Annotated in this window: 18 protein-coding genes and 1 tRNA gene; 10 read left to right on the top strand and 9 right to left on the bottom strand. The window is 64.4% G+C overall.

All coding sequences use genetic code 11. From position 1 onward, the window contains the following. Positions 1-113: 113 nt before the first annotated feature. The 3 genes from XH89_RS31170 to XH89_RS31160 all read right to left on the bottom strand — a co-directional run bounded on the left by XH89_RS31170 (position 114) and on the right by XH89_RS31160 (position 2,372). A tRNA-Val gene (locus XH89_RS31170) sits at positions 114-188 on the bottom strand. Between the two features lie 159 nt (positions 189-347). Further along, on the bottom strand, positions 348-1,643 hold the full coding sequence (locus XH89_RS31165) for a hypothetical protein (protein ID WP_194464163.1): 1,296 nt from the start codon (positions 1,641-1,643) through the stop codon (positions 348-350). A 120-nt stretch (positions 1,644-1,763) separates the two neighbouring features. Continuing rightward, positions 1,764-2,372, bottom strand: coding sequence for a DUF1134 domain-containing protein (locus tag XH89_RS31160; RefSeq protein WP_194464162.1), 609 nt, complete (start codon positions 2,370-2,372; stop codon positions 1,764-1,766). A 112-nt stretch (positions 2,373-2,484) separates the two neighbouring features. Between XH89_RS31160 and XH89_RS31155 the strand changes: the two genes are divergently transcribed. Then, positions 2,485-3,000, top strand: coding sequence for a YHS domain-containing (seleno)protein (locus XH89_RS31155; protein WP_194464161.1), 516 nt, complete (start codon positions 2,485-2,487; stop codon positions 2,998-3,000). Here the strand turns inward: XH89_RS31155 and XH89_RS31150 are convergent. Further along, the gene (locus XH89_RS31150) at positions 2,994-3,821 is read right to left on the bottom strand and encodes a 3'(2'),5'-bisphosphate nucleotidase CysQ (protein WP_194464160.1); all 828 of its coding nucleotides are present in this window, start codon (positions 3,819-3,821) and stop codon (positions 2,994-2,996) included. The genes XH89_RS31155 and XH89_RS31150 overlap by 7 nt on opposite strands. A 176-nt stretch (positions 3,822-3,997) precedes the next feature. Here XH89_RS31150 and chpT point away from each other — a divergent pair, with 176 nt between their 5' ends. The 7 genes from chpT to XH89_RS31115 all read left to right on the top strand — a co-directional run bounded on the left by chpT (position 3,998) and on the right by XH89_RS31115 (position 11,437). Next, positions 3,998-4,651 (top strand): histidine phosphotransferase ChpT, encoded by a 654-nt coding sequence (chpT, locus tag XH89_RS31145; RefSeq protein WP_194464159.1) that lies wholly within the window; start codon positions 3,998-4,000, stop codon positions 4,649-4,651. A 196-nt stretch (positions 4,652-4,847) separates the two neighbouring features. After that, positions 4,848-7,622 (top strand): hybrid sensor histidine kinase/response regulator, encoded by a 2,775-nt coding sequence (locus tag XH89_RS31140; protein ID WP_194464158.1) that lies wholly within the window; start codon positions 4,848-4,850, stop codon positions 7,620-7,622. Between the two features lie 23 nt (positions 7,623-7,645). Next, complete coding sequence (locus XH89_RS31135) at positions 7,646-8,119, top strand: chemotaxis protein CheW (RefSeq protein WP_194464157.1); 474 nt, start codon at positions 7,646-7,648, stop codon at positions 8,117-8,119. A 73-nt stretch (positions 8,120-8,192) separates the two neighbouring features. Continuing rightward, positions 8,193-8,558 (top strand): PleD family two-component system response regulator, encoded by a 366-nt coding sequence (locus tag XH89_RS31130; RefSeq protein WP_007600538.1) that lies wholly within the window; start codon positions 8,193-8,195, stop codon positions 8,556-8,558. A gap of 75 nt (positions 8,559-8,633) precedes the next feature. After that, complete coding sequence (locus XH89_RS31125; RefSeq protein WP_194464156.1) at positions 8,634-9,830, top strand: chemotaxis response regulator protein-glutamate methylesterase; 1,197 nt, start codon at positions 8,634-8,636, stop codon at positions 9,828-9,830. Beyond that, positions 9,827-10,699 carry a protein-glutamate O-methyltransferase CheR gene (locus XH89_RS31120; protein WP_194464155.1) on the top strand — a complete coding sequence of 291 codons (873 nt, stop codon included), beginning with the start codon at positions 9,827-9,829 and terminating at the stop codon, positions 10,697-10,699. Before XH89_RS31125 ends, XH89_RS31120 begins: the two co-directional genes overlap by 4 nt. 312 nt (positions 10,700-11,011) lie before the next feature. Further along, the gene (locus XH89_RS31115) at positions 11,012-11,437 is read left to right on the top strand and encodes a hypothetical protein (protein ID WP_246767667.1); all 426 of its coding nucleotides are present in this window, start codon (positions 11,012-11,014) and stop codon (positions 11,435-11,437) included. A gap of 58 nt (positions 11,438-11,495) precedes the next feature. Here the strand turns inward: XH89_RS31115 and XH89_RS31110 are convergent, their stop codons facing one another. The 4 genes from XH89_RS31110 to XH89_RS31095 all read right to left on the bottom strand — a co-directional run bounded on the left by XH89_RS31110 (position 11,496) and on the right by XH89_RS31095 (position 13,827). Then, positions 11,496-12,653 (bottom strand): glutathionylspermidine synthase family protein, encoded by a 1,158-nt coding sequence (locus XH89_RS31110; protein ID WP_194464153.1) that lies wholly within the window; start codon positions 12,651-12,653, stop codon positions 11,496-11,498. Positions 12,654-12,656: 3 nt separating this feature from the next. Next, positions 12,657-12,899 (bottom strand): hypothetical protein, encoded by a 243-nt coding sequence (locus XH89_RS31105; RefSeq protein ID WP_194464152.1) that lies wholly within the window; start codon positions 12,897-12,899, stop codon positions 12,657-12,659. A gap of 64 nt (positions 12,900-12,963) precedes the next feature. Next, positions 12,964-13,389 (bottom strand): hypothetical protein, encoded by a 426-nt coding sequence (locus XH89_RS31100; protein ID WP_194464151.1) that lies wholly within the window; start codon positions 13,387-13,389, stop codon positions 12,964-12,966. A 33-nt stretch (positions 13,390-13,422) separates the two neighbouring features. Next, the gene (locus XH89_RS31095; RefSeq protein WP_194464150.1) at positions 13,423-13,827 is read right to left on the bottom strand and encodes a DUF350 domain-containing protein; all 405 of its coding nucleotides are present in this window, start codon (positions 13,825-13,827) and stop codon (positions 13,423-13,425) included. A gap of 274 nt (positions 13,828-14,101) precedes the next feature. Here XH89_RS31095 and XH89_RS31090 point away from each other — a divergent pair, with 274 nt between their 5' ends. After that, a complete protein-coding gene (locus tag XH89_RS31090) occupies positions 14,102-15,919 on the top strand; it encodes a CHAT domain-containing protein (protein WP_194464149.1) in 1,818 nt (605 codons plus the stop codon). A gap of 75 nt (positions 15,920-15,994) precedes the next feature. Next, on the top strand, positions 15,995-17,578 hold the full coding sequence (locus XH89_RS31085) for a hypothetical protein (RefSeq protein WP_194464148.1): 1,584 nt from the start codon (positions 15,995-15,997) through the stop codon (positions 17,576-17,578). 88 nt (positions 17,579-17,666) lie between these two features. Here the strand turns inward: XH89_RS31085 and ctrA are convergent, their stop codons facing one another. Further along, positions 17,667-18,368, bottom strand: coding sequence for a response regulator transcription factor CtrA (gene ctrA, locus XH89_RS31080; protein ID WP_016848562.1), 702 nt, complete (start codon positions 18,366-18,368; stop codon positions 17,667-17,669). Positions 18,369-18,716 lie beyond the last annotated feature (348 nt).

The raw sequence follows: 18,716 nt of genomic DNA, 5'->3' as shown, positions 1-18,716 counted from the left end.
TTTTTGGCAGAGCGGAAGCAAGCCCCCAGTCCGTCTACGCTCTTCGAGCTACGCCGGACACGCTTCGCCGTTATTGGGCGTGGCTGCGCCACGCGAAGCCATTTGGCGAAGCGTGGTGGGCGCACAAGGGATCGAACCTTGGACCTCTCCCGTGTGAAGGGAACGCTCTCCCGCTGAGCTATGCGCCCGGGACCATCATGCAGACGGCCGGACCTCATCGGCCGGCCGGCGCATTGGAGCCCGCGATTTAGAAGTGCGGGCTATCAGTGTCAAGTTTTCAGGCGGCTTGGGGCCGGAAAACCTTATCTCGGTGTCACAATTCGGCGGCGCGGCCGGATTTTTGCTGATTACGCGCCCTGCTGGCGGGCGCGGGAGGCGTGGGCCTGCAGCGCGCGGATGCGCTCGGCCAGCGTTCCGCCGCCCTCGGGCAGCGTGGCTGTGGCGCCGTTGGTGCCGGTGCCATTGGCCGGGCGCGGGGCCGGCTTCGGCGTCTGGCCCGCCTCGGCCGCCAGCAGCGCCTCGATCGGCGAGTTCGGACCCTCGAGCTGCATCGCGAGCTTGGCCACCTCGGCGGCGATGTCGTTGATGCGCTCGCGCAGCAGCGCGTTCTCCATCCGCTCGGTCGCCCAGGAGCTTTCCGCCTGCTGCTGGATCGCGTTGATGTCGCGCTGAAGTTTGGCGCGCTCGTCGCGCGCGGTGCGGAGCTGCTCTTCCAGCGTGGCCTTCTCTGCGCGGAGCTGCTCCATTGCGGCCGACGATTTGCCGCCGCTCAAGGCGGCGAGCTCGACGCGCAGCTCCTTGATGGTGCGTTCGGAGCTCTCATTGCCCTGGCGGAGCTGGTTGTTCTCGTAGTCGCGCTCGGCCAGCAGCTTGCCTTGGGTGGCGAGGCGGCCTTCGAGGTCGGCGACACGGCCCGACAGCATCTCGGCTTCCTTGACCTGCACGATCAGCTGGCGATCGAGCTCGGTGACGCGCTGGCTCAGGCTCTCGACGCGACCACGCGCGTCGCCGAGATCGCGCGAGACGGTCTCCGACTCGGCGCGCTCCTGGGTCAGGCGGGCCTGCGTCGCGGCGAACTCCTTCTCGGCATCGCCGACGCGGTTCTTCAATTCCTCGATCTGCGCGCGCACCGCCACCAGCTCGACCTGGCGAGTCTCCGCCATCATCGAACGGTCGGACAGTTCAGAGTTGATCTTGGCGAGCTCGCCCTGCTTGTTGCTCAGCGCGATCTCGGCCTCGCGTAGCGCTTCGGTCTTGGCGTTGAATTCCTCCTCGGTGGCGCGGAGCTGCTCCTTCACCGCCTTCTCGCGGGCCTCGAGCGCGAAGATCGTAGCGTTCTTCTCCCCGAGCTCGATCTTCATGCGGTTGATGGCGTCGGTCTTCTTGCCGAGCTCGGCGAGCTGGCTCGTCGTCTTGTTCTTGAGCTGGTCGACGCTCATCTCCAGCCGTCGCGCCGACATGGCGAACTCGGCCCGGAGTTGGTCCTTGTCGGCCTGGATCTCCGCCATCGACAGCGGCGTCGCGGCCTCGAGCCGTCGCGTGGTCAGGCGCACTGCACGGTTATGCACCAGCGGCACGAGGGCGAGACCGCACAACATCGCCAGCAGGAAACCGATCGCGAGGTACATGATCGGTTCGACCATGGGCCAGAACTCCCAGAACTAAGGAAAAATTTACCAACGACAATGCATGGCGGGCCGGCAAAAAGCCAGCCCCGCCCTGTCGTTAACGTGAATCCGAGGGCCGGATGGGAGGACAGAATCCTAGAACGGGTTCCAGGTCGCCCGCGGGGTGTATTTGAGGTAGCCGATATTGGCACCGAGCCGCAGGCCGAGGCCGGACCGAATCGGCACCAGCACGATGTTGTTGGCGGTGAGCGCCGTCATGCCAAAGCCGCCGATGATGTAGGCCGAGCCGTCGATGCCGGCGAAGCGCTGGTAGATCGCGTTGGTGGCCGGCAGGTTATATACCAGCGTCATGGTGCGCGCGCCGTCGCCGCCCCAGTCGAAGCCGAGTGAGGGACCCTGCCAGTAGACGCGCAGGTCGCCGGCGTTCTTGGTGTAGAGCGTGCCCTCGCCATAGCGCAGGCCGGCGACGAAGGCACCCGAGCCTTCCTCGCCGAGGATGTAACCGTTGGGCAGGCCCCACTGGCTGACCGCCTTCTCGATGATCGAGGCAAGCCCGCGCGAGACATTGCCGAAGAATCGATGGCCGGCGGTGACGAGCTCGTCCGGCCCGTAGGTGTTCGGGGACGGGGCCCGCTGCGGCGGCGGCAGGTCCGGCGACGGCGCGGCGGTCTGGGCGGAGGCCGGCACGGTCCAGCCAGCCAGCGCGATGAGCGCCACTGCGGCAAGGCGTGATGCGAAAGTCATAAAAAGAACCCCTGGTATCGATCCCGGTCCGCTTCCCTTAACCTGATGCTATTAGGCACGGCTCTAGGTTGCGCCGGATGTCCCCTCGACTCGGATGTTATCCGCAGCAACTATGACGGCACAACGGCAGGAAGATAACCCTTTACGCCCCGGAATTGCCTTGATCGGCCGTCTGATCTGCCTGCTGACGGGCATTTGGCTCGGCCTGTCCTGGTTGCCTGCACAGGCCGCCACCACCGAGCGCATCGTTGTCAATCGCTTCTCGGGCGTCGCCATCGAAGGCTTCGACCCCGTGGCCTATTTCGTCGATCGCAGGCCCAGGCTGGGTAGCGCGGAGTTCGAGGCCAACCTCTGGGGCGCGGTCTGGCGCTTCCGGAATGAGGGCAACCGGGCGGAGTTCCTGTCCCATCCCGAGATCTATGGACCGCAATTCGGCGGCTATGACCCCGTCGACATCGCCCGCGGCGTGACCATCGCCGGCAATCCCCGCTTCTTCGCGATCTCGGCGCAGCGGCTTTATCTGTTCAGCCGGGAGCACAACCGCGACGCCTTCGCCGCCGACGCCGAACGCTTCCTCTACGAAGTCGGCAAGCGCTGGCCGGCGCTGCAGGACAAGCTCAGTCAGTAGCTCGCTACCGCTCCGGCGTCGCCCCAGGCAATGAAAGCCGGGATGATGAAACCAGTGTCGCCGCGTTCGCCGAACCTGATTTCGCCGCCCTTGCCGTCGGTGACCTTGCCGCCGGCGGCCGTCACCACGGCGCAACCCGCCCCGACGTCCCATTCCGATGTCGGCCCGAAGCGGGGATAGATGTCGGCGCTGCCCTCCGCGATCCGGCCGAATTTGACCGCTGAGCCGCACGTCTTTCTGACGGCGTTGGGCCTGCTGGCGATGAATGCTTCGCTTTTTGGATCGCCATGCGAGCGGCTTACCGCGGCGATCCAGGGCTCGCCCTGCCGGGGCAATTTGCGGGTCCGGATCGGTTCGGCTTCGCCGATGCCGGTGCCGTCAAATGTCACCCGCTCGGCGCCGCGGCCGACGATCCCCCGCCAGAGCAATCCGAGCGCGGGCGCCGCTACGATGCCGAGCAGCGGCACGCCCTCGGTCACCAGCGCGAGATTGACGGTGAATTCGTCGCGGCCGGCGACGAACTCCTTGGTGCCGTCGAGCGGATCGATCAAGAAGAAGCTGCCGCGAAACGGGGGCGAGGCGAGGTGGGTCCGCTCTTCCGAGAGCGTCGGCACATCGCCCGCAAGTCTGGCCAGCCCCTCGGCAATGATCCGGTCGGCGGCGAGGTCCGCTTCGGTGACCGGCGAGCCGTCCTGCTTGCCTTCGACCCGCATCGATGCGCGGTTGACGCCAAGAATCGCCTCGCTGGCCTGCACCACCAGCGCGGTCAGGGGCTCCATCAGCCGGTCAGCGGCGGCGCCGTCGATGATCCTCACTTGCATGCCTCATTCATTGGCAAATCTGCCTCGCTTCACGTGATTCGTCCGTGTCCCCTTATGGCCGCTTTGAACCTATCGCAAGCTTCCTGCCACGGGCTGGCGAATGATAGAACCCGCAGCAACAGTTTAAGCCATGCGTGATTCGCCGCATCCACGCCGTGCAATTCCAGGAACCCTTTATGTCTGACGCTCCGTCTTCAGGTACCGCTTCCGCTCCCGATATGCTCGAACTCGCGGCACTGCTGTGTTCGCGGGTCTGTCACGATCTGATCAGCCCGGTCGGTGCCATCGTCAACGGGCTCGAAGTGCTCGATGACGATCCCAAGCCCGAGGACCGCGAATTCGCGCTCGACCTGATCCGCAAGAGCGCCAAGACCGCCTCCGCCCGCCTGCAATTCTGCCGCCTCGCCTTTGGCGCGGCCGGTTCCTCCGGTGCGCAGATCGACCTCGGCGACGCCCAGACCATGGCACGCGGTCATATCGAGGACGGCAAGTGCACGATCACGTGGAATCTGCCGCGGCTGCTGCTGCCGAAGAACCGCGTCAAGCTGCTGCTCAACATGCTGGTCGTGTCCCAGCACACGATCCCGCGTGGCGGCATGCTGACGGTCGATCCGATCGGCGAGGGCGAGACGATGAGCTTCCGCATCAACGCAACCGGACATAATGCACGTCTGCCGCAGAACATCTCCGAGCTTCTGAGCGGCGCGCGGGGACCTGCCGCGGATGCGCACGCGATCCAGCCTTATTATACGCGGCTGCTCGCGCAGGCCTGCGGTCTCACCGTGACGCTCAAGCCCGAGGGCGAAGCGATCATCGTTACCGCTTCGTAAACGCCTCGATCGCTCTCAGATCTTAATCGAACCTTTACGAGGCGCTTCGGCTTGTCCGGAGCGCCTTATGTCTTTGTTGGTTCCGTTCTTTTGCACATACTCAACCAATATTAAACGCTTTGCGGTGAAGCTGGCCCCATTCTGACGTGGCGTATCACGACACGTGCGTGCCCTCCCTGTATGAAGGCCTGTTTTCATGGATGATCTGTTGCGGGAGTTTCTGACGGAGACCAGCGAGAGCCTGGACACCGTCGACAATCAGCTGGTGAAGTTCGAGCAGGAGCCGAACAACGCCAAGATCCTGGATAACATCTTCCGCCTGGTCCACACCATCAAGGGTACGTGCGGCTTCTTAGGGTTGCCGCGGCTCGAAGCGCTGGCGCATGCCGGCGAGACGTTGATGGGCAAATTTCGCGACGGCATGCCGGTGACCGGCCAGGCCGTGACGGTGATCCTGTCCTCGATCGACCGCATCAAGGAGATCCTCGCAGGGCTGGAAGCGACCGAAGCCGAGCCCGAGGGCAACGACCGCGATCTCATCGACAAGCTGGAAGCGATGGTCGAGCAGGGCATGGCCGCTATGGCGGCCGGTGCTGCTCCTGTCGCTGACGCTCCGCCGCTGGTGCCGGAAGAACCTGCTGCCGCTCCCGCCAAGGAGATGACCACGGGCTCGCTGGTCGACCAGACCCTGGAGCGCCCCTTGCGTCCGGGCGAAGTCTCGCTCGACGAGCTCGAGCGCGCCTTCCGCGAGACCGCGATCGAAGCCCCGGCGCCTGCGCCCGTTGCCAAGGCCGAAGTGAAGGCCGAGCCCGCGCCGGTCGCGGAAGCCCCGGCCGCTGCCAAGCCGGCCAAGGAGAAGGCCGCGCCGAAGAAGTCGATGGCCGACGAGAGTGCGGTCGAAGGCGACCGCATTGCCAACCAGTCGATCCGCGTCAACGTGGATACGCTGGAGCATCTGATGACCATGGTCTCCGAGCTGGTCTTGACCCGCAATCAGCTCCTGGAGATCTCCCGCCGCAACGAGGACACCGAGTTCAAGGTGCCGTTGCAGCGCCTCTCCAACGTCACCGCCGAGCTGCAGGAAGGCGTCATGAAGACGCGCATGCAGCCGATTGGCAATGCCTGGCAGAAGCTGCCCCGCATCGTCCGCGACCTCTCGAGCGAACTCGGCAAGCAGATCGAGCTGGAGATGCACGGTGCCGACACCGAGCTCGATCGCCAGGTGCTCGACCTGATCAAGGACCCGCTCACCCACATGGTGCGCAACTCCGCCGATCATGGCCTGGAGACGCCGGCCGAGCGGCTGGCTTCCGGCAAGGGCGAGCAGGGCACCATTCGCCTCTCCGCCTATCACGAAGGCGGTCACATCATCATCTGCATCGCCGACAACGGAAGAGGCCTCAACACCGAGAAGATCAAGGCCAAGGCGCTCTCCTCAGGTCTCGTCACCGAGGCTGAGCTGGAGAAGATGAGCGAAGCCCAGATCCACAAGTTCATCTTCGCGCCGGGCTTCTCGACCGCGGCCGCCATCACCTCGGTCTCGGGCCGCGGCGTCGGCATGGACGTGGTGCGTACCAATATCGACCAGATTGGCGGCACCATCGACATCAAGAGCGTCGCCGGCGAAGGCTCCTCCGTCACCATCAAGATCCCGCTGACGCTCGCGATCGTCTCGGCGCTGATCGTGGAAGCCGCCGGCGATCGCTTCGCCATCCCGCAGCTCTCGGTGGTCGAGCTGGTGCGCGCCCGCGCCAACAGCGAGCACCGCATCGAGCGCATCAAGGACACGGCTGTGCTCCGCCTGCGCAACAAGCTATTGCCGCTGATCCACCTGAAGAAGCTGCTCAAGATCGACGACGGCGCGGCGAGCGATCCCGAGAACGGCTTCATCGTGGTCACGCAAGTGGGCAGCCAGACCTTCGGCATCGTGGTCGACGGCGTCTTCCACACCGAAGAAATCGTGGTCAAGCCGATGTCGACGAAACTGCGTCACATCGACATGTTCTCCGGCAACACCATCCTGGGCGATGGTGCCGTGATCATGATCATCGACCCCAACGGCATTGCCAAGGCGCTCGGCGCCGCCGGCTCCTCGGCCCATGACATGGGCGACGACAATGGCGCGCTCCACATCGGCTCTGGCGAGCAGACCACCTCGCTCCTGGTGTTCCGCGCCGGCTCGGCGCAGCCCAAGGCGGTCCCGCTCGGCCTCGTCACCCGCCTCGAAGAGCTCCCCGCCGACAAGATCGAGTTCTCCAACGGCCGCCACATGGTGCAGTATCGCGAGCAGCTGATGCCGCTCGTCTCCATGGAGGGCGTCACCGTTGCGAGCCAGGGCGCCCAGCCGATCCTGGTGTTCGCCGATGACGGCCGCTCCATGGGCCTCGTCGTCGACGAGATCATCGACATCGTCGAGGAACGCCTCAACATCGAGGTCGGCGGCTCGGCCAGCGGCATCCTCGGCTCGGCCGTGATCAAGGGCCAGGCCACCGAGGTGATCGACGTCGGCCACTTCCTCCCGATGGCGTTCGCCGACTGGTTCACCCGCAAGGAGATGAAGCCGTCGATGCATTCGCAGTCGGTGCTGCTGGTCGACGACAGCGCCTTCTTCCGCAACATGCTGGCCCCGGTGCTCAAGGCCGCCGGCTACCGCGTCCGCACCGCGCCGACCGCGCAGGAGGGACTTGCGGCGCTGCGTGCGCAGAGCTTCGACGTGGTGCTGACCGACATCGAGATGCCCGACATGAACGGGTTCGAGTTTGCGGAAGTTATCCGGTCCGACAGCAATCTGGGCTCGATGCCGATCATCGGCCTCTCCGCGCTGGTGTCGCCGGCGGCGATCGAGCGCGGCCGTCAGGCCGGCTTCCACGACTATGTCGCCAAGTTCGACCGTCCCGGCCTGATCGCGGCGCTGAAGGAGCAGACCGCGGGCGCCGCCGGCGCCTCCGAGCTGAGCCGCGCGGCAGCCTGAGCGGGACCTGAGGAGAGATCGCAATGAGCAATAAGAAGACCCAGTCCACCGAAGGCGCCATGGTCGAATACGTCACCGCGATGATCGGCGGCCAGCTGTTCGGCCTGCCGATCTCCCGCGTCCAGGACGTGTTCATGCCCGAGCGCGTCACCCGCGTTCCCTTGTCCTCGCGCGAGATCTCGGGCGTTCTGAACCTGCGCGGCCGCATCGTCACCGTGGTCGACATGCGCGCCCGTCTCGGCCTGCCCAGGGACGAGGACGGCAAGACCCCCATGGCTGTCGGCGTCGACCTTCGTGGTGAATCCTATGGCCTGCTGATCGACCAGATCGGCGAGGTGCTGCGCCTGCCCGAGGACGGCAAGGAAGAGAACCCCGTCAACCTCGACCCCCGCATGGCCAAGCTCGCCGGCGGCGTCCACCGTCTCGACGGCCAGCTCATGGTCGTCCTCGACGTCGATCGCGTCCTCGAGCTCGCGCCCGAGATGATGGCGGCTTGATACGCCGGCGCACCCGCCGACGTACCTGTAATTGGAAGTGCCCCCGCACAGGGGATAGGAAGTAGAGGTTCACATGCGGACTTGTCTCGTCGTTGATGATTCCAGCGTCATCCGCAAGGTTGCGCGCCGGATCCTGGAAGGCCTCGACTTCCAGATTCTCGAAGCCGAGGACGGTGAGAAGGCCCTGGAGGCCTGCAAGCGCGGCCTGCCCGACGCCGTGCTGCTCGACTGGAACATGCCGGTCATGGACGGTTACGAATTTCTCGGCCACCTCCGCCGCATGCCGGGTGGCGACCAGCCCAAGGTGGTGTTCTGCACCACCGAGAACGACGTCGCGCATATCGCGCGGGCGCTGCATGCCGGTGCCAACGAGTACATCATGAAGCCGTTCGACAAGGACATCGTGACGGCGAAGTTCCAGGAAGTCGGCTTGATCTGAGCGAACCCCCGGAGGCTGGACGGCTCCTTCGGCGTTTGTTGTCAACTGAGCCGTGTCAGTCTGAGTTGGTGAGTAATGAGTGTGGCGTTCGCAGGTAATTCGATCATGAGCCCGTCGCGCGAAGCCGGGCCGCTGCGAGTGATGATCGTCGACGACTCCGTCGTCATACGCGGTCTGATCTCGCGCTGGATCGGCGCCGAGCACGACATGGAGGTCGCGGCGTCGCTGCGCACCGGACTCGAGGCGGTCAACCAGCTCGAACGCATCAACCCTGACGTCGCCGTGCTTGATATCGAAATGCCCCAGCTCGACGGCATCTCGGCGTTGCCGCAACTGCTGGCGAAGAAGCGCGATCTCGTCATCATCATGGCTTCGACGCTGACCCGCCGCAATGCGGAGATCAGCTTCAAGGCGCTGTCGCTCGGCGCGGCCGACTACATTCCCAAACCGGAATCGACGCGCGAGACGTCGGCCGCCGATATCTTCCATCACGACCTGATCCAGAAGATCCGCCACCTCGGTGCGCGGCTGCGCCGGAAACCGGCCGTGGCGAGCCCGCCGCTGGCGCCCGCGAGCCCTGCCGCACCGGCTGCGCGTGCGCCCGTTGTCGCTCGGCCTGCCGCGCCCGCTCCGGCCGCGCATGCTCCATCGTCCGGTTCGCTCTCCACGCGTCCGTTCTCGACCCAGGCGCCGAAGGTGCTGCTGATCGGCTCCTCGACCGGTGGCCCACAGGCGCTGATGGCGCTGGTCACCGAGCTGGGCCCGGTGATTGATCGCTTCCCGGTGCTAATCACCCAGCACATGCCGCCGACCTTCACCACCATTCTCGCCGAGCATCTGGCGCGTTCGAGCCGCAAGCCGGCAGCCGAGGCTGTTGATGGCGAGCCGGTCAAGCCGGGGCGGATCTATCTCGCGCCCGGCGGCAAGCACATGCGCGTCGTACGCAACGGCATGGAGGCCGCGATCGCGCTCGACGACGGTCCCGCGGTCAATTTCTGCAAGCCCGCGGTCGATCCGCTCTTCACCTCTGCCATCGACGTTTGGCACGGCAACATTCTCTCCGTGATCCTGACCGGCATGGGCTCGGACGGCATGCGCGGCGGCAAGGACATCGTTGCCGCCGGCGGCAGCGTGATCGCGCAGGACGAAGCCTCCAGCGTGGTGTGGGGCATGCCGGGGGCGGCCGCCAATGCCGGCATCTGCGCGGCGATCCTGCCGCTCAACCAGATCGGCGCCAAGGTCACCCGCCTGTTCGCGGGAGACCGCTCGTGACGCCCGCGGACTACGACTACCTCCGCAAGTTCCTGAAAGAACGCTCCGGTCTCGATCTCTCGCCCGACAAGCAATATCTGGTCGAGAGCCGGTTGCTGCCGCTGGCCCGCAAGGCGAGTCTGCCTGGCATTCCCGATCTCGTTCTCAAGATCAGGAACGGCGATGGCCGGCTCGCGACCGACGTGGTCGAGGCCATGACCACCAACGAGACCTTCTTCTTCCGCGACAAAATCCCGTTCGATCATCTGCGCGACAGCATCGTGCCCGGCCTGATCCAGGCCCGCGCCGCGCGCAAGAGCTTACGGATCTGGTCAGCGGCTTCGTCGACGGGGCAGGAGCCCTATTCGATCGCGATGTGCCTGAAGGAGATGGGCCCGGCGCTCGCCGGCTGGCGCATCGAGATTGTTGCCACCGATCTGTCGCAGGAGGTGCTGGAGAAATCCAAAGCCGGCGTCTACAGCCAGTTCGAGGTGCAGCGCGGCCTGCCGATCCAGCTGCTGATGAAATATTTCACCCAATGCAGCGATGTCTGGCAGCTCAACGCCGATGTCCGCGCGATGGTGCAATTCCGTCAGCTCAATCTGTTGCAGGACTTCTCCCATCTCGGCACGTTCGACGTGATCTTCTGCCGCAACGTGCTGATCTATTTCGATCAGGACACCAAGGCGGTGACCTTCGAGCGGATGGCGAAGGGCCTGGAAGCCGATGGCACGCTGCTCCTGGGTGCTGCGGAATCCGTCGTCGGCATCACCGATGTGTTCCGCCCCATCTCCGATCGGCGTGGTCTCTATCAGCTCAACCCCGCGCGCTCCGGCCGCCCGATGGGCGGCTTGATGCCGCAGCCGCTGAAAGTCGCCGCGGCAAGGTGAGATGGCCGAACGACGGGCGCTCCGCGAGAGCGCGGTCGTTGTCGCCGATCGGCAACATCTGACGAGATATCTTTCGCCATCGTGCGCGACGCTGCACAGCGTTTGAGCGCTCGCGAATTACTCCACTACCGCGCAACGGAGATTGCGCTGCGATGCGGCATGATCGCGACTCCATGAGCATCTGAAGGTTGTGCTATGCTGCCGATGGTCCCACTCAACCGAGGCGGGATTCCATTCCATCATGAACGAATTTGAGGAGGACATACCATGCGAATGTCTTGTGCCTCGTACCTCTTACTGATTGCCGTTTCGTTGCCGACGACTGCTCGCGCCGGCGAGCAAGTGCTCGAATTCAAGCTCGTCACCAGGCCGGTGGACGTCAAGGTCACCGAGGTCGCGAATGTCGAAGGCCAGACTGTCATGTCCGGCAAGATGTTCGGCGTCGCCGTCTTCAAGGATGGCCGAATTGCCGTGAAGGATTTCGTCAACTCCAGTGATCTGCTCAAGGGCTCGGGGCCGATGTTCGGCTACAGCACCTACACCTTCGACGATGGCTCCTCGATCACGGCGCGCTACACCGGTGCGATCAAGGACGGCAAGGCGAAGGGCGAATACACGATCCTGTCGGGCACCGGAATGTACGCGAACGCGACCGGCACCGGCGGCTTTGAGAGTGTGCAAAGCGGGTTCAAGGGCGCCTTCCTGTATGATGGACGATTCATCGTCAAGACACCCTGATCCGACGCGATGATCTTCGCGCTCGCGCGCCTTCACCGGTGGGTGCGCGAGCGGCGTTTCACAGGATCGCATGCGGCAGAAATCGCGAGCTGTTGCCCGTGATCGGGCTTTCGTCCTCGCGGATCGAAAGCCCGCAGGGCTCGTGGTTCACCAGCCAGCTTCCCACCACCGGATAGACACCGGAAAAGTTCGGCAGCGGTGACAGCGCTTGGCGCACGAAACCTTCGGCGCCATAGGGGCCTTCGTGCTCGTCGAGCGACATTCCGCCAGAGACCAGCGTGACATTGGCGCCTTCGCGCGACAGCAGCGGCTTGCGGACATAGGAGCTGCCGAGCTCGGCGGCGCGCGGGTCATCCTCGAAAAAGGCCGGCAGCAAATTGGGATGGTTCGGAAACATCTCCCACAATAGCGGCAGGATGCCCTTGTTGGAGAGCACCGCCTTCCAGGGCGGCTCGATCCAGCGCGTCGGTGCCTCCTTGAGCTTGGCGCCGAAGGCATCGTGGAACATCCATTCCCAGGGATAGAGCTTGAAGACGAGCTCCATGTCGCGATCGTCCAGATCGACGAAGCCGCCGACGTCGCGCCAGCCGATCTGCTCGATGTCGAGCAGCGTCGTCGACAGGCCTGCCTGACGCGCGGTGTCTTCCAGATAGGCAAGCGTGCCGGCGTCTTCCTCGTTGCCGGTGGTGCCGGTGAGGTGCAGATGGTGACCCGCGCCGATCCGCTTCCAGGCCTCGATCAGCCGCTCGTGGATCGAATTGAACTGGTCGGCGCGCGCAGGGATGATGCGCCGTTCGATCGCCTGCTCCAGCCAGGTCCATTGAAACACCGCGGCCTCGAAGATCGAGGTCGGTGTGTCCGCATTGTATTCGAGCAGTTTTGCCGGACCTTCGCCGTCGAACTTCAGATCGAGCCGGCCGTAGAGGCTGCGGTCATCGCGCTCCCAGCTTTCCGTGATGAGATCCCAGAATGCCTCCGGAATCTTCAAGCGCCGCAGGTGCTGCTCGTCGCCGATCACACGGCCGGCGAGTTCAACGCACATCGCGTCGATTTCGCCGGTTGGCGTCTCGATGCCGCGTTCGATCTCGTCGAGCGAGAAGGCGTAATAGGCGCGCTCGTCCCAATAGCGCTCGCCGTCGATGGTGTGGAAGGCGAAGCCGCATTGCTCGGCGGTCTGTTGCCAGTCGTCGCGCTCGGGACAAGGGATGCGTTGCATGTGTCAGCCGCCGCCGTGGCCGCCATGCCCGTGACCGGCGTGCCCATGATCGCCATGGCCGTGCATGCGATGCAGCGTGCCGCCGAAGCCGCCATAGCTTGGCCGGCAATACGGCTCGCCGTCGATGCCGGGCACGGCTTCGAGCCCGGAGCCGCAGGGACGCTCGCGTTTCGTGAATCCCATCGAGACGGTGCTGACCGCGGCGCTTCCCATCAGCGTGAGCATGACCCTTCGCGAGCGTTTCATGGTGTGTCCTCCCGCGCGCTTTAAAACAGACCGGTGCGCGGCGTTGAATTCAAAACCTCGCGCGTCAGCTGCCGCCCGAGAAAGCATGCGCGAACGAGCCGAAGCCGCCGCGCGTGACGCCGCCGGAGCCTCCATCGGACGAGCCACCCGACGAGGAATGACTTGACGAGTCGCTGCTGTAGAAGCCTGATCGCGACGACCAGCGCGAGCCGCTGCCGCCGGATGAGCTGCTGCTACAATTGGTGCTGGCCTGCGCAGGCGCCGTTGTCCCGGCGACTGTCGCCCCGGAGACTGTCGCTCCGGGAGGCGTCGGTTCGCAGGTTCGCCGCGGCATCAACGCGAAGGCCGTGGTACCGACCGCAATCGTCCCCATCACCAGCAGCGCCACATGCCCTGAGCGCTTCACCGGCTCGCGTGGCGGCAGCGGCAGGTCCGCCGGCAGGCGCGGCCGGCGCTTGCCGAACTCCTGGCTGGGCGGCTTGTTGGCCATGTTACTTCGCTACCATGTCACTTCGCGACCATGTCAGTAGATCATGCAGGCGGCGTTGAGGAGGCCCGCGGCAAGCGAGGACAGGCCGAGCCAGATGGCGGGCGCGAGCTCGCCGGCGGCGATCCGCCCCGACAGGTTCGGCACCGGAATTTTCACGATGTAGAAGACGGCGATTTGCACGATCAGCGCGATGATAGCCCAGATCAGGCAGTCCAGCACGTTGGCCGAATGCGCGATCGCGCTGAACAGCGGTGCGACGAAGCCGAGCAGGCTAAGGCCGAGCGCAATCGCTGCGGCAGGATCGTTGTCCCGGATCAGCTGGAACTCGTTGTGCGGCGTGATCCGCGTGTAGACGAACAGATATGCCACTATCGCGACCAACCCGGTGCAGAAATAGACCAGGAAGGCGGGCAGGCCGGCGAGCGATTGCAGGATCATGGGGAGGTCCGAATTTGGCGCGCGCGAATTCTGGCACGATCGCTTGGTCGCTGCACGGGGCCGGCAGGTTCGATCCCCAGAAACAAGCGGGCTCCGCGGCGCGCGCGGGGCGCCGCACAAATTTTCGGGCTGTATGAGACATGCTTCACAAATGCCTCTCCTGGTTGTGTGCGATAGTCCGAGGCATTGTATTGCGGCCGACGTGATTTCGACCGGCCGCGCTCATTCGAGGGATGCTTCGTTCAGATCAAGATCTTGTTGAGTGAGGCTCAAAATGCCCGTTGCCGAATACGAAGATTTCGAGCTCGAGATCGGCTCCGATCTGCCGGTGGGCGGCGGCCCTCAGCAATATTACGGCCGGGTCGTCAGGTCGCCGGCGGGCGAGGCGCCGAAGAGCCAGGTCAAGTTCTGGTTCTCCGCGCCGGGCGAACTGGCCAAGTTGCGGGGCGAACTGGAAAACGCCGTCCTCGAGATTGACGAGAAAAATCGCCAGGGCCCGACCACGCGCGGCGAGCAGGTGCTGCGCGATTTCGGCCGCGGCGTGTTCCGCAGCGTCTTCACCGACGTGCCGTCGATCCAGCGGATCTACGAGCGCAGCAAGGGCGCGGCGCAGGATCTGAGGATCAAGCTGCGCATCGAGGCGGCCGACCTTGCCGGACTGCCGTGGGAATATCTCTACGACGAAGACGACATGCCCGGCTTCGTCAGCCTGACGCGCCCGATCGTGCGCTATCTCGAGACGGCAGGCGGCGTCAGCCGGATGGGTGTCAAGGGACCCCTGCGCATCCTCGGCATGATCGCCGATCCCTCCACCAGCGAATGGCCGAAGCTCAACGTGGTCAAGGAGCGCGACCGCATCAACAAGGGCATCGATGCGCTCCAGCACGAAGGCAAGGTTGATTTCCAGTGGGTCCCCGGCGGCACCGGCAAGGACCTGATGAAGAAGCTGCTCGAAGGCGAATGGCATATCTTCCACTTCATCGGGCATGGCGGCGTCGAGGAAGCCTCGCCCGGCGCCGGTGCCAGCGGCTTCGTCGTCATGGTCGACGAGGACGGCAGGCCGGTGAAGAAGTTCGCCTCCGACCTTGCGATGATGCTGACGGGGGCGCGGCGCAGCCTGCGCCTGATCGTGCTCAATTGCTGCGAGAGCGCGAGGATCAACGTCGGCGACCGCTTCGGCAATCCGGCGATCGGCTTGATGAAGACCGGATGGCTGCCGGCCGTGGTGGCGATGCAGTTTCCGATCACCGACAACGCCGCGATCTCGATGTCGGAAGGCTTTTACGCCGCGCTCGCCGGCAACCGTCCGATCGACGATGCGGTGACGCTCGCGCGCAAGTTCATCCAGGAGAAGTCGCGGGTGGAGTGGGGAATTCCCGTCCTCTACATGCGCTCGCCGGACGGAAGGATCTTCGACGTCGAGGCGCCGCAGCCGCTGGCACTGCCGCCCGAGGCGGCGCGCCCCTCGAAGGAAATGCTGCAACGACGCCGCGACGAGTTCATGGAGGCGCTGCCGACTACCCCGATGACGATCGAGGCGCTTGAGGACCTGACCCGGCGCGGGCAGGAGCTGCATGGCCTCCTCGCCGACGATTCCGAGCTCTCGGTCCGGCTCGCGAAAGTCTATTTCGATCTCGGCACGCTCCAGCACAAGCAGAAGCAGATTCCGAAGGCCGCCGCGAGCTTCGCCTACATGCTCAAGCTCGATCCGGCGAAGCCGGAATATTTCGTGCGCCGCGCCAATTTCAACGTCACGGTCGGTCTCTACGAGAACGCGCTGAGCGACATCACCGAAGCGATCAAGCTCAAGCCGACGAGCGCCGAGTTCTACTGGATCAAGGGCATCGTCAGCATGACGGCGGCCGGCACCGACGACAAGCGCGGCTATGTCGAGGAGGCGATCAAGGCCTTCGGCACGGCGATCGCGACCGACGTGAACGAGCCGAAATATCTGGTGTCGCGGGCCAATGCCTATGCCCAGATCAAGGACGTGGCGAAGGCCCAGAACGATATGGACAGCGCGATTGCGCTGGCCCCCGACAATATCGATCTCCTGGTCCAGAAGGCCAAGATGGTCGCCCAGGCTGCGTGACGCTCACGCACGTCGCCGGATGCCGCTGTGTCCGGCGCGCCTTTCAACAGCGAACCCTAGCAATAGGAGTTCATCGTGCCGCTTGCTCATGTCGTAGAATCCTTGAATGCAATCTTCGAGTCGTTCGGCGGACCGCTTCTGGTCGTGCTGTTCTACTGGTTCAGGTTTCACACGCTGAAGGGGACCCGCTCGTTCACGACGCGTCCGCTGTTTCTGCTCGGCCTCGCGGTGTTCGTCACGCCGTTCCTGGTGATCTACGCCGTCCTTCCGGACAAGCTGTCGCCGCTCGCCGCGGTCTGGCTGCTGATGCTCGCCTGGCTCGTTCCGTTCGCGCCGAAAGCGTGGCGGACGTTCTGTCATGGATTGGCCGGGATACCTGTGCGCGCACTCGCGCTGCGCGACGTGCTGGCTGCGGCGCCGTTCCAGGTTGGTCCGGATGACATGCCGAGCCTGCAGCGCAAGCTGTCCAGGATCGGCTACCAGATCGACGACTTCCGCGCCACGCAATCGACCGCGATCCAGTCGCGCTTCCTCAAGATCTCCGCGCTGATGCTCCATCTCGAGCGCTGGACCTCCGAGCATGAGGCCTTCATGGATCGCAACTCCGAGCTCTATGCGGAGCTGCTCGCGGTCTACGACCAGCTCTGCTTCCGCACCGTGCGCGTGCTCAAGAGCTGCGCCGAGATCTATGGTGGGATCATGGAGGACAGCCGGGTCGAGCCTGACGACTGGCAGGCGCTCGACCAGCTCTCGACCCGCCGCAGCGCGGTCAGCCAGCTTCAGCTCGCCGCACAGACCGCCGCGGGATGCATGCTGGAGGATCTGCGCAAGGACATGGATTCGCTGCTCAACAATCTGCTTTTGTTCGCAGCGCGCGCCGCGCTCGCCGGCGAATGGACGCTGGCGCGCAGCCAGCGCAGGCTGGGCGCGATCGGCTTCACGCTGGAGCCGCCGCCGCCCGGAATTGCGAAGTTCGTGGCAACCGTTGCCGCCTTCACCTTCGGCTGGTGCCTGCTGTGGCTGCTTGGCTCCGGCAAGGTCATTCACGTTCCCGGAGACCAGGCCGCCGGCGTGCTGCGGACGCTGGTCACGACGCCGCTGCAGTTCATCCTGAATTTCTGGCTGATCTACTATTTCAAGAGGTATTACGGCTTTGCGAACGAGACCATCTTCGGCCACCTGCCGGTGGGATTCATCCTGTCGATCGGTCTCTGTAGCGCCCTGATCTTCTTCCCGATCCAGGCAACGTTCGATTACTACCAGTTTCCCGATCGATCCTATCCCGACGTCGTCCTGCGCGAGCTGCCGCTTCTGATCTTCCCCTGGGGCGTCGGGGCGATGACCGCGCTGCTGGTGCAGGATTCGACCTGGGGCAGGCGGTCGCGCAAGACGCGGCGGATCCGCGATGGTCTGGTCTTTGGTGCCGGCATGACGGTGATGTTGTGGCTGCTGCTCGCCATCCACCGGATGATCTCGATGCCGGTGATGGAGATCGTCGACCACGTCTCCGCCGGGGCGTTCCTGCTGTCCTTCGTGCTGCCGACTTTCGCGTTCGGCTTCGTCATCGGCTACGCGATGATCGGCCGGCTGCGCGAGGCAGCCGCGCGCAGCCCGGTCTGGAAGCCGGACTTCATGGCGCCGTCCCTCGCCGGCACCTGACGCTATCCCAAAAAACAAAACCCCGCCATTTGCGGCGGGGTCCAGGCTGGGAGGAGCGAGCCCGACAGGGGCTCGCGACGTGAACGGATCAGGCGGGGATGCGCTCGTCGGCCTCGTGCGGCTCGCGCAGCACGTAGCCACGGCCCCACACGGTCTCGATGAAGTTGCGGCCTTCGGAAGCGTTGGCCAGCTTCTTGCGGAGCTTGCAGATGAAGACGTCGATGATCTTCAGCTCGGGCTCGTCCATGCCGCCATAGAGGTGGTTGAGGAACATTTCCTTGGTCAGGGTGGTACCCTTGCGGAGCGAGAGCAGCTCCAGCATCTGGTACTCCTTGCCGGTCAGGTGCACGCGCTGGCCGCCGACTTCGACCGTCTTGGTGTCGAGGTTGACGACGAGGTCGCCGGTCTGGATGACCGACTGGGCGTGACCCTTGGAGCGGCGCACGATCGCGTGGATGCGGGCAACCAGCTCGTCCTTGTGGAAGGGTTTGGTCATGTAGTCGTCGGCGCCGACGCCGAGACCCTTGACCTTGTCCTCGATGCCGGCAAGGCCGGAGAGGATCAGGATCGGTGTCTTGATCTTGGAGACCCGAAGCTGCTTGAGCACGTCGTAACCGGACATGTCGGGCAGGTTAAGGTCGAGAAGGATAATGTCGTAATCGTATAACTTACCGAGATCGACGCCTTCTTCCCCCAAATCGGTCGTGTAGACATTGAAGCTCTCAGACTTCAGCATCAGCTCGATCGACTGCGCGACGGCGCTGTCATCTTCAATCAGCAAAACGCGCATGCCAGTTCCCCATAGTCGCCGCTCCTGGGCGTCAGGTCGGCCGCATTCGCGGCACTCAACAAAACGCCTTTGAACAACTGATTCGGATCCTGACAACAGATGGTTAACAAATCCTGATTCTGGAACGCAAGTCCCCCCGGTGCAATTTTTGTCGAATCGCCCTAAGGTCTTGCGCGCGAAGCAGCTTTCGTTACCCGATTCCGTTCAAGTTCCACTTTAAGAGACGGGCCTAACCGACTCCCGCGACTCAGCCTTCTTCTGAAGGGGAGCCACGCTCAGTCACAAAGACAGTGACGCAATGATTAATGATGCGGGTAAACACGAAGTTAAGCGCCGTTCAGAAATATG

The sequence above is a fragment of the Bradyrhizobium sp. CCBAU 53340 genome, assembly GCF_015291645.1.
Classification (GTDB): domain Bacteria; phylum Pseudomonadota; class Alphaproteobacteria; order Rhizobiales; family Xanthobacteraceae; genus Bradyrhizobium.
The sequence above is the reverse complement of the archived record's forward strand: the minus strand, read 5'-3'. Positions and strand labels throughout refer to the sequence as shown.